The sequence below is a fragment of the Parageobacillus caldoxylosilyticus genome, from assembly GCF_019272935.1.
Taxonomy (GTDB): domain Bacteria; phylum Bacillota; class Bacilli; order Bacillales; family Anoxybacillaceae; genus Saccharococcus; species Saccharococcus caldoxylosilyticus.
On the sequence record NZ_CP040553.1, the window covers coordinates 2,184,190 to 2,199,677 of the forward strand.

Here is a 15,488-nt window from a genome sequence, read left to right on the forward strand (position 1 = left end):
GGGGAGCGGGGGAATGATCCCCACTCCTCTTCGTTTGTGGGAATGATATCATCAAAAAGGGGGCATAGGGCCATGAACAAAAAGACGGTTCGGGACGTCGATGTAAAAGGAAAACGAGTGTTTTGCCGCGTTGACTTTAACGTGCCGATGGAAAATGGTGTGATTACGGATGATACACGTATTCGCGCCGCACTTCCGACGATTCGTTATTTAATTGAACAAGGTGCAAAAGTGATTTTGGCGAGCCACCTTGGCCGTCCAAAAGGAAAAGTTGTCGAAGAGCTGCGCTTAAATGCGGTGGCTAAACGGTTAAGCGAGCTGCTCGGCAAACAGGTAGTAAAAACAGATGAAGCATACGGGGATGCGGTAAAAGCAGCGATCGCCAGCATGAAGGAAGGCGATGTATTGCTTCTGGAAAACGTCCGCTTTTATCCAGGAGAAGAGAAAAACGATCCAGAGCTGGCGAAAGCTTTTGCTGAATTAGCGGACATTTATGTGAACGATGCGTTTGGTGCTGCCCACCGCGCCCATGCGTCTACCGAAGGAATTGCCCATTATTTGCCAGCCGTTGCGGGGTTTTTAATGGAAAAAGAAATTGAAGTGTTAGGAAAGGCGCTGTCCAATCCAGACCGTCCATTTACGGCGATTATTGGCGGTGCGAAAGTAAAAGATAAAATCGGTGTCATCGAAAACTTGCTTAACAAAGTGGACAATTTGATTATCGGCGGCGGGTTAGCGTATACGTTCGTGAAAGCGCTAGGCCACGAAGTTGGCAAATCGCTGCTGGAAGAAGATAAAATTGAATTGGCCAAATCATTTATGGAAAAAGCCAAAGAAAAAGGAGTTAACTTCTATATGCCGGTTGATGTCGTTGTAGCCGATCGGTTTGCAAACGACGCCAATACGAAAGTCGTTGCGATTGATGCGATTCCAAGCGATTGGGAAGCGCTGGATATCGGTCCAAAAACACGCGAACTATATCGCGATGTCATTATGAAATCGAAGCTGGTTGTATGGAACGGCCCAATGGGCGTGTTTGAAATGGATGCCTTTGCCGAAGGAACGAAAGCAGTGGCCCAAGCGTTAGCGGATGCTGTCGATACATATTCGGTCATCGGCGGCGGCGATTCGGCAGCGGCGGTAGAAAAATTCGGCTTAGCGGAAAAAATGGACCACATTTCTACCGGCGGCGGCGCATCGCTTGAATTTATGGAAGGAAAACAACTTCCTGGAGTGGTGGCGTTAAACGATAAATAACACGCTCACTCCTTTCTTAGAAAGGAAGGGACAGATGATGAGAAAACGCATTATCGCTGGAAACTGGAAAATGCATAAAACATTGCCGGAGGCAGTAAGCTTCGTGGAAGAAGTAAAACAGCTTGTTCCACCGGCAGAACAAATAGACTCTGTCATTTGTGCGCCATTTTTGTTTTTGGACCGGCTTGTTCAAAACGTACAAGGATCTGATTTAAAAATCGGCGCGCAAAATATGCATTTTGAAGACAAAGGAGCGTTTACTGGCGAAATTAGTCCAGTTGCGCTGAAAGATATCGGTGTGACTTACGTGATTATCGGTCATTCCGAGCGCCGTGAAATGTTTGCGGAGACGGATGAAACAGTCAATAAAAAAGTACATGCTGCCTTTAAGCATGGATTAATTCCGATCGTTTGCTGCGGTGAAACGTTAGAACAACGGGAAAGCGGCAAAACGAATGACATTGTTGGCGCGCAAGTAGAAAAAGCGCTTGCTGGTTTAACCGCGGAACAAGCAAAACAAGTGGTGATCGCCTATGAACCAATTTGGGCGATTGGCACTGGCAAATCATCGACGGCGGAAGATGCCAATGAAGTGTGCGGTCATATCCGTTCGGTCATTGCCAAAATCTTTTCGCCGGAAGTGGCCGAAGCAGTACGCATTCAGTACGGCGGCAGCGTCAAACCGGAAAACATTCGCGAATTTTTAGCGCAGGAACATATTGATGGCGCCCTTGTCGGCGGCGCAAGCCTCGATCCGAAATCATTTTTACAACTAGTGGAGGCTGGACAACATGAGTAAAAAACCAGTAGCGTTAATTATTTTAGACGGATTTGCACTTCGCGAAGAAACGTATGGCAATGCGATCGCACAAGCAAAAAAACCGAACTTTGACCGTTATTGGAATGAATATCCGCACGCTACATTAACTGCATGCGGCGAGGCGGTCGGTCTTCCAGAAGGACAAATGGGAAACTCGGAAGTCGGCCACTTAAATATCGGTGCCGGCCGCATTGTCTACCAAAGCTTAACGCGCGTCAACATCGCGATTCGCGAGGGAGAGTTTGACCGCAACGAAACGTTTTTAGCGGCGATGAATCATGTCAAAGAAAAAGGAACGAATTTGCACATTTTTGGTCTTCTCTCTGACGGCGGTGTTCATAGCCATATTAACCATCTATATGCGCTATTAAAATTAGCCGCTAAAGAAGGCGTAAAAAACGTCTACATCCACGGCTTTTTAGATGGCCGCGATGTCGGACCGCAAACGGCACCGAAATATATCAAAGAATTGCAAGCAAAAATAAAAGAGTATGGCGTCGGGGAAATCGCGACATTATCCGGCCGTTATTACTCGATGGACCGCGACAAACGGTGGGAGCGCGTCGAAAAAGCATATCGCGCGATGGTTTATGGTGAAGGACCAACCTATCGCGATCCGCTTGAATGTATCGAAGACTCTTATAAACATGGCATTTACGATGAATTCGTGCTTCCATCGGTCATCGTGCGCGAAGACGGCTCGCCGGTGGCAACGATTAAGGACGAAGATGCGATCATTTTCTACAACTTCCGTCCAGACCGGGCGATCCAAATTTCCAACACGTTTACAAACGAAGACTTCCGCGAGTTCGACCGCGGTCCGAAACATCCGAAAAACTTGTTCTTTGTATGCTTAACCCACTTTAGCGAAACGGTAAAAGGCTATGTCGCGTTTAAACCGACGAATTTAGATAATACGCTTGGTGAAGTCCTATCGCAACACGGATTGCGCCAGCTTCGCATCGCGGAAACGGAAAAATATCCGCATGTGACGTTTTTTATGAACGGCGGACGAGAAGAGAAGTTTCCAGGCGAAGACCGCATTTTAATCAACTCGCCAAAAGTTGCCACATATGACTTAAAACCGGAAATGAGCGCTTACGAAGTAACGGATGCGCTCCTAAAAGAAATTGAAGCGGATAAATATGACGCGATCATTTTAAACTATGCGAACCCGGACATGGTCGGCCACTCAGGAAAATTAGAACCGACGATTAAAGCGATCGAAGCGGTTGATGAGTGTCTTGGCAAAGTCGTGGATGCGATTATTGCAAAAGGCGGCATCGCCATTATTACGGCAGACCACGGAAACGCGGATGAAGTATTGACGCCGGACGGCAAACCGCAAACTGCGCATACGACAAATCCGGTTCCGGTCATCGTCACGAAAAAAGGAATCGAACTTCGCAAAGACGGCATTTTAGGAGATTTAGCCCCAACCATGCTTGATTTGCTTGGCTTGCCACAGCCAAAAGAAATGACAGGAAAAACATTAATTATGAAATAATAAAGGAGAGTGTGAACATGTCTGCAATTGTAGATGTATATGCACGTGAAGTATTGGACTCACGCGGCAACCCAACGGTAGAAGTCGAAGTATATACGGAAGACGGCGGCTTTGGCCGTGCATTAGTGCCAAGCGGTGCATCAACAGGAGAATACGAAGCAGTGGAATTGCGAGACGGCGATAAAAGCCGTTATCTTGGCAAAGGCGTATTAAAAGCGGTGGAAAACGTCAATGAAATTATCGCTCCAGCGATTATCGGCTTTGAAGTGACAGACCAAGTCGGCGTTGACAAAACGCTCATTGAATTAGACGGCACGGAAAACAAAAGCAAATTAGGCGCCAACGCGATTTTAGGGGTATCACTGGCAGTCGCGCGCGCAGCAGCAGATGAATTAGACATGCCATTATATCAATACCTTGGCGGATTTAACGCCAAAACATTGCCAGTGCCAATGATGAACATTTTAAACGGCGGCGCGCATGCCGATAACAACGTGGACATTCAAGAATTTATGATTATGCCTGTCGGCGCGAAAAGCTTCCGTGAAGCGCTTCGCATGGGCGCAGAAATTTTCCATAGCTTAAAAGCCGTATTAAAAGCAAAAGGCTACAATACTGCGGTTGGTGACGAAGGCGGTTTCGCGCCAAACTTAAAATCGAACGAAGAAGCGCTGCAAACGATTATCGAAGCGATTGAAAAAGCCGGTTACAAACCAGGCGAAGAAGTTATGCTGGCGATGGACGTTGCTTCTTCTGAGCTTTACAATAAAGAAGATGGCAAATACCATCTGGAAGGCGAAGGCGTTGTAAGAACGTCCGAAGAAATGGTTGCCTGGTATGAAGAACTTGTTTCGAAATACCCAATCATTTCCATCGAAGACGGCTTAGATGAAAACGACTGGGAAGGCCATAAACTATTAACCGAACGTCTTGGCAAAAAAGTACAGCTTGTCGGCGACGACTTGTTTGTAACGAATACGAAAAAGCTGGCCGAAGGAATCGAAAAAGGAGTCGGCAACTCGATTCTGATTAAAGTCAACCAAATCGGCACGTTAACCGAAACATTCGATGCGATTGAAATGGCAAAACGCGCAGGATATACGGCGGTTGTTTCCCACCGTTCCGGTGAAACGGAAGACAGCACGATCGCTGACATCGCCGTAGCGACAAACGCCGGCCAAATTAAAACAGGGGCGCCTTCCCGCACCGACCGCGTCGCGAAATACAATCAATTGCTCCGCATCGAAGATCAGCTTGGCGATACAGCGATCTACAACGGGATCAAATCGTTCTATAACTTAAAAAAATAATGAAGTAAGACCTAACCGGTGAGCGGTTAGGTCTTTTTTCGATAGAAAATAGCAAAGAACGGCTTCCATATGAGTGGATGCAGTACGTATAATAAACGTAGACAGCGTAAAAACACAGTCCCAGTTGGTAGTCCGGGCGCACTCGGAAACGAGTGTCAGTAACCTTCCCCTCCTTGGGATGTCCATCGCTGTTGGCAATTTCTAAAGGAGGGACCTTTCATGAAGCTGACGGTTTTTTACGATGGCCAATTTTGGGTTGGGGTGGTGGAACAGAAGGAAAATGAGACCCTAAAAGCGGTCCGCTACGTGTTTGGTTCTGAACCGAAACCGGAAGAAGTGTTGGCGTTTGTCAATGGACCGATGCTCGCGTTATTGAACCAATGCCATACAGCCGCTGTTATCCCTGCACAACTGCAACGGCGTAAAAACCCGAAACGGATACAGCGAGAAGCGGCAAAAGAAATAAAAGAGCGGCCGTTTTCCACCTACGCACAAACCGCCCTTAAGCTAGAATTGGAACATCGTAAAAAAGAGAGAAAGGTATTGCGAAAGGAACAACGCCAAGCTCTTATGGAGCGAAAAAGAGAGCTTAAGCGCCTTAAAGCAAAAGCGAAACACCGCGGAAAATAATCAAATCAAACAGACATCTGTTTGCCAAGATGGCAAACCAAGCACCTAACCGAGTGATCGCTAGGTGCTTTTTTATATGAAGAAAGCAGAAAATTTGACGGCCATGTCTTGCTTCGTTTATATTTTTTAAGAACATTCTAATAATTGGGAAAAGAGGTGGATCGTTGATGAACACCATAGTCGAAACGCGCTATGGAAAATTGCAAGGGGGCAAAAATGAAAGCGTTTACTATTGGAAGGGAGTTCCGTACGCAAAAGCGCCTGTAGGAGAACTTCGCTTCCAGCCGCCGCAGCCGCCTGAGCCTTGGACGGGAGTGCGCGATGTCACAACGTTTGGTGCAGTTGCGATGCAGCCAGCTGGTTTGCTGTTTGGCGGAGTATTAGGACGCACCACGGAACCTAGAAGCGAAGATTGTTTGTTCCTTAACATTTGGTCTCCGGGAGCCGACGGCAAGAAACGTCCTGTAATGGTTTGGATTCACGGTGGGGCTTTTTTGTTTGGTTCAGGGTCGACTCCTTGGTATGACGGGACGGCTTTTGCCGCTAATGGCGATGTCGTTGTCGTGACGATCAATTACCGGCTGAATGTATTTGGCTTTCTCCATTTAGCGGATTTATTTGGTGAAGATTACGCTGCTTCAGGAAATTGCGGCATTCTTGACCAAATAGCGGCATTGCGATGGGTGCAGGAAAATATTGAGGCGTTTGGTGGCGATCCGAAACAAGTTACGATTTTTGGCGAATCGGCAGGAGCTGCAAGCGTTGGAACGTTGTTAGCCATGCCTGAGGCAAAAGGCTTATTTCAACAAGCGATTTTACAAAGCGGTTCGGGCGCGCTTTTGTTGAAGTCTGCTGCTAAAGCGACCGCGATGGCAGAAAAGATACTGCACCAAGCTGGCATTCGTCCCGGAGATCGTGACCGATTGCTAACGATTCCGGCAGAAAAGCTGCTTCAAGCCGCGCTGTCGCTTGGCCCGCAAGTGTCTTACGGACCGGTGATAGACGGAAAAACATTGCCAAATCATCCGATTGAAGCGCTGAAAGAAGGAGCGGCACGCGATATTTCGATGATTATCGGCGTTACGAAAGACGAATATAACTTGTTTACGCTGACAGACCCTTCATGGACCGCGCTTAGCGAACAAGAACTTCTCAAGCGGATTAACAAAGAAGTCGGTCCCGTTCCACGCGAGGTTGTCGATTATTATCTGCATCAAGGAGATGAAGCGGAGCCAATATGGCAAAAACTGCTGCGCATCATGACTTACCGCGTATTTACCAATGGCATGTTACGCACTGCTGATTATCAAGTGGAACAAGGGGCAAACGTCTGGATGTATCGCTTTGATTATGAGACGCCGATTATGGGCGGCAAATTGAAAGCATGCCATGCGCTTGAACTGCCATTTGTGTTCGGTAACCTTCATCAGCCGGGAATTACGAATTTTACAGGAGATTTGCCGGAACGAGAACAGATCAGCAAACAGATTCATGATGCATGGATTTCGTTTGCGCGCAATGGAAATCCTAATCATGATCAGCTGACGGAAGAATGGCCGGTTTATGACTTGAACAAGAGAGCAGCGATGATTTTTGGCGCGTCAAGCCGCGTCGAAGCCGATCCGTTCGGCAAAGAAAGAGATGTTTGGGAGAAAGGAAAGCAACATTTATTTTCATGACCAAAAAACCGTCCTATATGAGGGATAAAGGAAGGCTATATTTTTTTGGTTTAAGGACAAATTTGCTATAATAAATAATGCGTGCTCCTTATCCCTATTGTGCAAGTCCCGCATTTGTGTTAAACTGGAAGCATTGTAGGGCGTGTTTTAAAGGAGGAGTAGGCATGCATGCGTTGCTTGTCACGTTGTTAGTCATTGTTTCGATTGCGCTTATCGTGATCGTTTTGTTGCAATCGGGAAGAAGTGCGGGGCTTTCCGGCGCGATTACTGGTGGTGCGGAACAGCTGTTCGGAAAACAAAAAGCGCGCGGACTGGATGCGGTGTTTCAGCGCATTACCGTAGTATTGGCAGTATTGTTTTTTGCCTTGACGATTGCTGTAACGTATGTGCAACTTTAATGGAAAAACAATGGGGCGGTCCATCAATTGATTCGGGCTGCCTTTTCTATTTGTTATAAAATGAAAGGAGTTATGCATCATGAAGATTGTTCCACCAAAGCCATTTTTCTTTGAAGCAGGGGAGCGTGCCGTGTTATTGCTGCACGGTTTTACCGGAAATTCAGCGGATGTCAGAATGTTAGGCCGTTTTCTGGAATCAAAAGGATATACATGCCATGCGCCGATTTATAAAGGACACGGCGTGCCGCCGGAAGAGCTCGTATATACCGGGCCGGACGATTGGTGGCAAGATGTGATGAATGCCTATGAATTTTTAAAAAATAAAGGGTACGAAAAAATTGCGGTCGCAGGATTATCGCTTGGCGGCGTATTTTCCCTGAAATTAGGTTACACTGTACCTGTAGTGGGAATTATTTCAATGTGCGCGCCGATGTATATAAAAAGTGAGGAAAGGATGTATCAAGGCGTGTTGGAGTATGCGCGCGAATATAAAAAGCGGGAAGGAAAAACAGCGGAGCAAATTGAAAAAGAAATGGAAGAGTTTAAAAAGACGCCGATGCGTACATTGAAAGCACTACAGGAGCTGATTGCCGACGTCCGCGATCATATTGATTTAATTTATGCGCCGACATTTGTCGTGCAGGCGCGGCATGATGACATGATTAATCCCGATAGTGCAAATATTATTTATAACGGCATTGAATCACCAGTGAAAAAAATCAAATGGTATGAAGAGTCGGGCCATGTCATTACGCTAGATAAAGAAAAAGAACAGCTGCATGAGGATATTTATGAGTTTTTGGAATCGTTAGATTGGTAACCGTTGAAAGGAGGGAGAATGATGGATTCATCATTAGCGGAACGAATTTTAACATTTATGAGGGACGAGGCATACAAACCGTTGACCGTCCAGGAGCTGGAAACCGCTTTTGCCATTACCGATGCCGCACAATTTAAAGAGTTTGTCAAAACGCTGGTGGCGATGGAAGAACAAGGACTAGTCGTACGCACGAGAAGCAATCGTTACGGTGTACCGGAAAAAATGAACTTAGTGCGCGGAAAAGTGTCCGGACACGCGAAAGGGTTCGCTTTCGTCGTGCCGGAAGATCCGACGCTGGATGACATCTTCATCCCGCCGTCGGAAATGAAAAATGCGATGCATGGGGATACCGTATTAGTGCGCGTGCATGCCGACTCCTCCGGTGCGCGCAGAGAAGGAACGATTGTAAGGATTTTAGAGCGCGGCGTCACCGAAGTGGTCGGAACTTATACGGAAAGCAAGTATTTCGGTTTTGTCATACCCGATGATAAGAAAATTGTCAACGATATTTTCATCCCGAAACATGCGGCAAACGGCGCCGTGGAAGGCCACAAAGTAGTCGTGCGGCTCACCTCGTACCCGCAAGGGCGAATGAGCGCCGAAGGAGAAGTCATTAAAATTCTTGGCCATAAAAATGACCCTGGTGTCGATATTTTATCGATCATCCATAAATACGGCCTTCCTTTGCAATTTCCAGAAGAAGTTATCGAACACGCCAACCGTATTTCCGATACGATTACGGAAAAGGACCTGCAAGGCCGCCGCGATTTGCGCGACGAGATGATTGTCACGATTGACGGCGAAGACGCGAAAGACTTAGATGACGCTGTAACGGTCACCAAGCTCGAGAATGGAAATTACAAGCTTGGCGTCCACATCGCTGATGTCAGCTACTATGTGGAAGAAGGATCGCCGATTGATCGTGAGGCATATGAACGCGGGACAAGCGTCTATTTGGTCGACCGTGTCATTCCGATGATTCCGCACCGTTTATCGAATGGCATTTGCTCCTTAAATCCGAAAGTGGACCGCTTGACACTTTCGTGTGAAATGGAAATTAACGAACGCGGAGAAGTCGTCAGCTACGAAATTTTCCCAAGCGTCATTCGCACAACGGAACGGATGACGTATTCGGATGTGAACAAAATTCTCGTCGATAAAGACGAAGAATTACGAAAAAAATACGAACCGCTTGTGCCTATGTTTGAATTGATGGCGGAACTGGCGGAAATTTTGCGCAATAAACGGATGAAACGCGGTGCGATTGATTTCGATTTTAAAGAAGCAAAAGTGCTGGTCGATGAAAACGGGAAGCCGTATGATGTCGTGCTGCGCGAACGTTCGGTGGCGGAACGGCTTATTGAAGAATTTATGCTCGTGGCGAACGAAACGGTCGCTGAACATTTCCACTGGCTGAACGTTCCGTTTATTTATCGCGTGCACGAAGATCCAAAACCGGAAAAGCTGCAGCGCTTTCTGGAGTTTATTACGAATTTCGGCTATGTCGTGAAAGGAACAGGAAACCAAATTCATCCGCGCGCGCTCCAAGAAATTTTAGAGGCGGTGCGCGGCGAGCCGGAAGAAATGGTCATCTCGACGGTCATGCTTCGTTCGATGAAGCAGGCTCGCTATGATGCGGAAAGTCTCGGCCACTATGGATTATCAACCGATTTTTATACGCACTTTACCTCTCCAATCCGCCGTTATCCGGACTTGATCGTGCATCGTCTCATCCGCACGTACTTGATCAACGGGCAAATGGATGAAAAGACGCAACAAAAATGGGCGGAAAAACTTCCGGATATTGCCGAACATGCCTCCAATATGGAACGGCGTGCGGTGGAAGCCGAGCGGGAAACAGACGATTTGAAGAAAACGGAGTTTATGGAAGATAAGATTGGCATGGAGTTTGACGGAATTATTAGCTCCGTTACGAATTTCGGCCTATTTGTCGAGCTGCCGAACACCATCGAAGGGCTCGTGCATGTCAGCTACTTAACGGATGACTATTACCGTTATGATGAGCGGCATTACGCCATGGTCGGCGAACGAACGGGAAAAGTATACCGTATCGGCGACGAGATTACCGTCCGCGTCATTAACGTGAATAAAGACGAGCGGATCGTCGACTTTGAAATTGTCGGAATGAAAGACCGTCGCCGTAAAGAACCGAAAAGTGCCCCTGTTGTCATTGAAGGAAAAAGAAGAAAAAAAGCAAATAAACAAAATGGAAAAGAGAAAAAATCAAAGAAATTTTATGAAGATGTTCCGCGGCTGAAAGCAAAAAAGAAGAAAAAGAAAAAACGATGAGGAAAAGTCTCAATAAGAGGAGACTTTTCCTTCTTATCGTTTTTTGCTAAAATTATAGTTGTCGCTATAAGAGGAGGAAGAGCGCGGTATGCCGAAAGGTGAAGGGAAACTGATTGCGCAAAACAAAAAAGCGCATCACGATTATTTTATCGAAGAAACGTATGAAGCAGGGATTGTCCTGCAAGGAACGGAAATTAAATCGATTCGCGCTGGAAAAGTAAATTTAAAGGATTCGTTTGCGAAAGTCGAAAAAGGAGAAGTATTTCTTCATAATATGCATATTAGCCCATATGAACAAGGGAACCGTTATAACCATGACCCATTGCGGACAAGAAAGCTGCTTCTTCATCGCCGTGAAATTAATAAGCTGATTGGCTACACCAAGGAACAAGGTTATACGCTCGTTCCGTTGAAGCTATATATTAAGAACGGTTTTGCCAAAGTGTTGTTAGGTGTTGGCAAAGGAAAGAAAAAATATGATAAACGTGAAGATATGAAACGAAGAGAAGCACAACGGGAAATCGAACGCGCGTTTCGCGAACGGCAAAAACTCTAATTCCAAAACTTCACAATTGAATTTTATATGCATTATGCTATAATAAATAATGCCGATGGCCAGTTATCCAAAGCTTAAGCTTATTCGTCATCGTTTCTCCATCACGGGGACGATACGGATTCGACAGGGATAGATCGAGCTTAAGCTGCGAGCCGAGGGGACCGTCCTCGTAAAAAACGTCACCTAAAGATAACTGGCAAAGAAAACTACGCTTTAGCTGCCTAATTAAACGCAGCTAGCTCCTCCCGCCATCGCCCACGTGGCGGTTCAGGGGCTCATAGCGAGTGGGCTACGCCCGAGTCCGCCGCCTGAGGACGAGGGAAGAGACCAATCAGGCTAGCTGCTCGGAGGCCTGTCGGTAGGCGGAAGATGCAGCGAAACCAAATATACCGACTACGCTCGTAGATGCTTAAGCGGCGATATCTCTGGACGTGGGTTCGACTCCCACCGTCTCCATTCTACATTATGTTTTGGATAGGTTAAACATAAATCAACGGACTTGCCGGTAATGGCAAGTCCGTTTTTTCATTGGTTCTATGTCAATGGTTGGGGTGCACTTGATAGGAAGTGCACCTTTTTTATATGAAAGTTAGAGCAATGAACATATTTAAATAAACTTTGGTTTTCCATACTGATCACACGCCTTTTTTAGAGTAGCAGTATCCGCATGTCGAAATTTGATAGATTTTTTGCACCAGAACTCGGTAACTGGGGTAGAAAAAAGCGAAAACAAGATACTTTAGTCAATAAAAGGATCATTCACTACAATCATTTTTCTCTAAAAAATTAGATCGAAGTATGATATTTAGCTATGTCATTTTATGAAATGGACTCATAGCATAATTAAATCTAGGGAGAAGGAGGTTAAAGGAAATGGTAGGTTTAAGTCAGCTTTATTGGATCGCCATAGGTGCTTTCCTGGTGCTTATCGTTGAAACACTGGCATGGTTTTATTGGCGGTATTGGGGTGCTGGTTCCATCCGGGATTATGTATCGGAGGAAGAGGAGCCCGATGGGGATTACACTATAGTCCGTCGGATCAAAACTCCTTTCCAGCGAATCGCCTTGGTCGAACATCAAGGACAATTGTTGATTTATGGTAACGGCGATGTGATGTTTGGCACAACTGAGGACGATGATATATATGCTGAAGCGCTGATCCATGTACCCATGTCCGTTGCTGGTAAACGGGAACACATTCTCATTATCGGTGGGGGTGGAGGAATTACAACGAGAGAAGCGCTTCGGTATCCTGAAGTAAAGGAGATCACCACTGTAGACATCGACCCTATGATGATGGATTTTGGCAAGAATTTAGAGGCATTGGTCAAATTCAATGAAGGATCTTTGCATCACCCTAAAGTACGCACGGTGGTAGAAGACGGTCGGAAGTATATCGAGAACACCACTATGAAGTGGGATGTCATCTTCGTGGACATTCCGGAGCCAAGCGAAGAATGCCCTGAACTCAGCAAGCTTTTCAGTTGGGAATTTTACAGGTTTCTAAAGGAGCGGTTGGAACCAGACGGAGTTATTAACATCTCTTGCCCCTCGTTAGCTCAGATACCGGAATACTTCTGGAGCGTCCAGGCGACCTTGATGGCGGCAGGTTTTTATGTATTGCCCTATCATTTTGACGCAATCGTGGAATATGGAGATGACTATGGATTTTGTATGGCGACAAACAGGCCGGTATCGCCCGACGATATTTCCATTCCAATCCCAACCCGTTTCCTATCGCAGGAGAGGCTGAAGGATATGTTCCATATCCCCTATAATTATTCCAAATATTGGTCGAATTACAAAATTCAAACCGATAGCAACTTGGTTCTTGCTAAAATTGTAGATGATGCCTGGGGTGACGAGTAAGGTTACAGCCAAAATGAGGTTCCTTTTCATATAAAAATAAGGAGTTATCTCTAATCTCTTGAGCTTGCTCTTCACTTGCTCAATAAAAGAATAGAGATATACTCCTTTTTTGTTGTATACGCTGTTCGTTTCACCTAAAAAAGCAGCAATTCATCGGCGGATAAAAAAATCATGATAACGGTGTTAATCGCTTTGTATTTCTTGAAAATAAAATTGATGTAATTTTAAGTTAGACAATGTGTTCATGTGCGAATTCGCCCAAATCGACCGAATCTTCTCTGGGAAATCAAACCAGGAAGACAGATCTTCGGGGAGTGTGTGGTGTGGCACGGCTATTTCTCTCTTCCCCCAGAGCAGCGGCTTTTTTGCTGCCAGGTGAAATCCCCAATCCCCAAATGAGGGAACATCGACATGGTAGCTGAGGATATGAAATCCTGCCCCCTTAAGTGTTAATCCGATACTCCAGAACACCAATGGGGCATACTCCGGCGAATGGGATTGACACACTAGGATGCCATCTTCGTGTAAAAGGTTGGACAATTCGCCGAAAAATTCCACGGTATACAAGCGGCTTATTATTTCATCTCCCGGATCTGGCAGATCCACAATAATAACGTCGTATGGCTCTCTCTTCATCTCTTTAAACACCAGGATATCTTGCTGATGGATCGATACGCGTTCATCGTGGAGAGCACCGTTGTTGAGAGTAACGAACTCGGGGACATTTCTGGCTATGTGGAGCATCAATGGATCGAGATCCACAAGGTCGATGTGCTTTACATCGGGATATTTGAGGATTTCACGAATCGCAAGTCCATCCCCACCTCCGGCGATGAGGATACGATCCCGTTTTTGGACCATCGCCAGTGCGGGATGAACAAGGGCCTCATGATAAATTTGCTCATCCAAAGAACTAAATTGCAGCTGCTTATCGAGATACAGCCGCACATCGGTTGTCTCTAGCATTAACACGTGATCCCCTTTGGGTCCACCTTGATATAGGACTCGATGCGGACCGGAAAGGAGCTGTTGAATCTCTATCAAATCTTCCGTATCATTGTCCTGCTCCAAAACACTATGTTGGAGGTTATAAAATACGCTAAGCCCTTTTTCAGGAACGGTTTCCACTTCACTTGCTTCATAAAACTTGTGCAAGATCAGGCAGTCCAAGGTGTTAGGAACCGCTTGATCCCGGATGTTCAGAACCTTTGGTGAAAATGTAAACAATGAGATCAAATCGTCAGAGAGTGAACGGTTGGAGACAGCAACTTTCTTTTCTTCTCCCCAGACAAGCGCTCCCTTTCCTGCTAGGTGAAATCCCCAGTCGCCAAACCAGGGGACTAAGACATGATAGCTTAACGTGTGAAGCGATGCCTGCTCGAGTGTTCGAGCAATGCTCCAGAATACCAATGGAGTATGTTCTGGCGATGTAGACTGGCAGACCAAGATGCCGTCATCGGTTAAAAAGTTGGACAATTGGTGAAAAAATTCCATGGTATAGAAGCGGCTCGTTGCTTCAGTCTCAGGGTCAGGCAGATCGACGATAATCACATGAAACAGTTGCTGCCCGCTGCTTAAAAATTCATGAATATCACTTTCGTGAATATGCACACGCTTATCAAAGAGTGATCCTTCGTTAAGTTCAGTGATCTCGGGAATATTCTGTGCTGCATGCAGCGTCTCCGGGGAAACAGCGATCAGACTGACATGGTTGACATTAGGATATTTTAGGACTTCACGTATTGCACAACCATCTTCCCCGCCTATGACTAAGACACGGTCGTGTTGAGCAGCCAACGTCATAGCGGGGTGAACTAGAGCCTCGTGATAAATCCGTTCATCTAAAGAATTTAATTCTAATTGATTATTCCAGTACAATCGTATATTCTTTGATTCTATCAAAAGGATATCTTGGTATTGGCTGCTTCCCTCATAGATTATGCGATGTGGTCCTGCCAATAATTGCTCCATCTCAATCAGATCGTAAACATCTCCACGGGTGGAGTTTGGTTGGAGACTATCGTTCAACTTGATCACCTCTGCTAAAAAAATTTACAGACATTATATGATGAAGCATAGAATTGCGTGTATGCAATCCAAGACAGCCTTGTTTAAATACAATCGAATCAAGCAATGAAAGAGAAAAGACAAAAGTCATTTTTATGATGATGGGGGATTAAATTAGTCATCTTGCTTATGCACTCATCCAATATTACGAGTTAACTGAAAAAGAGAGATTATCGAGACTTTAAAAGATTCTGGTGCAAAAATAAAAAATCATAATTATTGTAGGTAAGTAAAATTAGGCAATAACCCTTGTAGCACTTTATAG

At 45.7% G+C, this 15,488-nt stretch carries 12 protein-coding genes and 1 other RNA gene; 12 read left to right on the top strand and 1 reads right to left on the bottom strand.

What is annotated here, in order from left to right; translation table 11 throughout:
• Positions 1–72: 72 nt before the first annotated feature.
• From BV455_RS11065 to BV455_RS11120, 12 genes are all read left to right on the top strand, one after another.
• Positions 73–1,257: a phosphoglycerate kinase gene (locus BV455_RS11065; RefSeq protein WP_061580135.1), complete on the top strand. Its 1,185-nt coding sequence runs from the start codon at positions 73–75 to the stop codon at positions 1,255–1,257.
• Positions 1,258–1,294: 37 nt separating this feature from the next.
• Positions 1,295–2,056: a triose-phosphate isomerase gene (tpiA, locus tag BV455_RS11070; protein ID WP_042410586.1), complete on the top strand. Its 762-nt coding sequence runs from the start codon at positions 1,295–1,297 to the stop codon at positions 2,054–2,056.
• The gene (gene gpmI, locus BV455_RS11075; RefSeq protein ID WP_042410553.1) at positions 2,049–3,584 is read left to right on the top strand and encodes a 2,3-bisphosphoglycerate-independent phosphoglycerate mutase; all 1,536 of its coding nucleotides are present in this window, start codon (positions 2,049–2,051) and stop codon (positions 3,582–3,584) included. The genes tpiA and gpmI overlap by 8 nt, the downstream gene beginning before the upstream one ends.
• Positions 3,585–3,601: 17 nt before the next feature.
• Complete coding sequence (gene eno, locus BV455_RS11080; protein ID WP_061580134.1) at positions 3,602–4,894, top strand: phosphopyruvate hydratase; 1,293 nt, start codon at positions 3,602–3,604, stop codon at positions 4,892–4,894.
• Positions 4,895–5,113: 219 nt separating this feature from the next.
• Positions 5,114–5,524: a YjdF family protein gene (locus BV455_RS11085; protein ID WP_061580133.1), complete on the top strand. Its 411-nt coding sequence runs from the start codon at positions 5,114–5,116 to the stop codon at positions 5,522–5,524.
• 167 nt (positions 5,525–5,691) lie between these two features.
• The gene (locus BV455_RS11090; RefSeq protein ID WP_409993879.1) at positions 5,692–7,203 is read left to right on the top strand and encodes a carboxylesterase/lipase family protein; all 1,512 of its coding nucleotides are present in this window, start codon (positions 5,692–5,694) and stop codon (positions 7,201–7,203) included.
• A 164-nt stretch (positions 7,204–7,367) separates the two neighbouring features.
• The gene (gene secG / locus BV455_RS11095; RefSeq protein WP_061580131.1) at positions 7,368–7,601 is read left to right on the top strand and encodes a preprotein translocase subunit SecG; all 234 of its coding nucleotides are present in this window, start codon (positions 7,368–7,370) and stop codon (positions 7,599–7,601) included.
• Between the two features lie 79 nt (positions 7,602–7,680).
• Positions 7,681–8,421, top strand: a complete 741-nt coding sequence (locus tag BV455_RS11100) for an alpha/beta hydrolase (protein ID WP_081160827.1) — start codon at positions 7,681–7,683, stop codon at positions 8,419–8,421.
• A gap of 21 nt (positions 8,422–8,442) precedes the next feature.
• Positions 8,443–10,731, top strand: coding sequence for a ribonuclease R (rnr, locus tag BV455_RS11105; RefSeq protein ID WP_218688043.1), 2,289 nt, complete (start codon positions 8,443–8,445; stop codon positions 10,729–10,731).
• Positions 10,732–10,819: 88 nt separating this feature from the next.
• Positions 10,820–11,287, top strand: a complete 468-nt coding sequence (smpB, locus tag BV455_RS11110; protein ID WP_015865015.1) for an SsrA-binding protein SmpB — start codon at positions 10,820–10,822, stop codon at positions 11,285–11,287.
• A 105-nt stretch (positions 11,288–11,392) separates the two neighbouring features.
• Positions 11,393–11,746: a transfer-messenger RNA gene (gene ssrA, locus BV455_RS11115) on the top strand.
• Positions 11,747–12,160: 414 nt separating this feature from the next.
• Entirely contained in the window at positions 12,161–13,156 is a 996-nt protein-coding gene (locus BV455_RS11120) for a spermidine synthase (protein ID WP_218687202.1), read from the top strand.
• A 183-nt stretch (positions 13,157–13,339) separates the two neighbouring features.
• Here the strand turns inward: BV455_RS11120 and BV455_RS11125 are convergent, their stop codons facing one another.
• Positions 13,340–15,184, bottom strand: a complete 1,845-nt coding sequence (locus BV455_RS11125; protein WP_218687203.1) for a spermine/spermidine synthase domain-containing protein — start codon at positions 15,182–15,184, stop codon at positions 13,340–13,342.
• Between the last annotated feature and the right edge of the window lie 304 nt (positions 15,185–15,488).

Coding starts and splice junctions, on each gene's coding strand:
- BV455_RS11065 (WP_061580135.1), top strand. CDS start 73: ATGAACAAAAAGACGGTTCGGGACGTCGATGTAAAAGGAAAACGAGTG.
- tpiA (WP_042410586.1), top strand. CDS start 1,295: ATGAGAAAACGCATTATCGCTGGAAACTGGAAAATGCATAAAACATTG.
- gpmI (WP_042410553.1), top strand. CDS start 2,049: ATGAGTAAAAAACCAGTAGCGTTAATTATTTTAGACGGATTTGCACTT.
- eno (WP_061580134.1), top strand. CDS start 3,602: ATGTCTGCAATTGTAGATGTATATGCACGTGAAGTATTGGACTCACGC.
- BV455_RS11085 (WP_061580133.1), top strand. CDS start 5,114: ATGAAGCTGACGGTTTTTTACGATGGCCAATTTTGGGTTGGGGTGGTG.
- BV455_RS11090 (WP_409993879.1), top strand. CDS start 5,692: ATGAACACCATAGTCGAAACGCGCTATGGAAAATTGCAAGGGGGCAAA.
- secG (WP_061580131.1), top strand. CDS start 7,368: ATGCATGCGTTGCTTGTCACGTTGTTAGTCATTGTTTCGATTGCGCTT.
- BV455_RS11100 (WP_081160827.1), top strand. CDS start 7,681: ATGAAGATTGTTCCACCAAAGCCATTTTTCTTTGAAGCAGGGGAGCGT.
- rnr (WP_218688043.1), top strand. CDS start 8,443: ATGGATTCATCATTAGCGGAACGAATTTTAACATTTATGAGGGACGAG.
- smpB (WP_015865015.1), top strand. CDS start 10,820: ATGCCGAAAGGTGAAGGGAAACTGATTGCGCAAAACAAAAAAGCGCAT.
- BV455_RS11120 (WP_218687202.1), top strand. CDS start 12,161: ATGGTAGGTTTAAGTCAGCTTTATTGGATCGCCATAGGTGCTTTCCTG.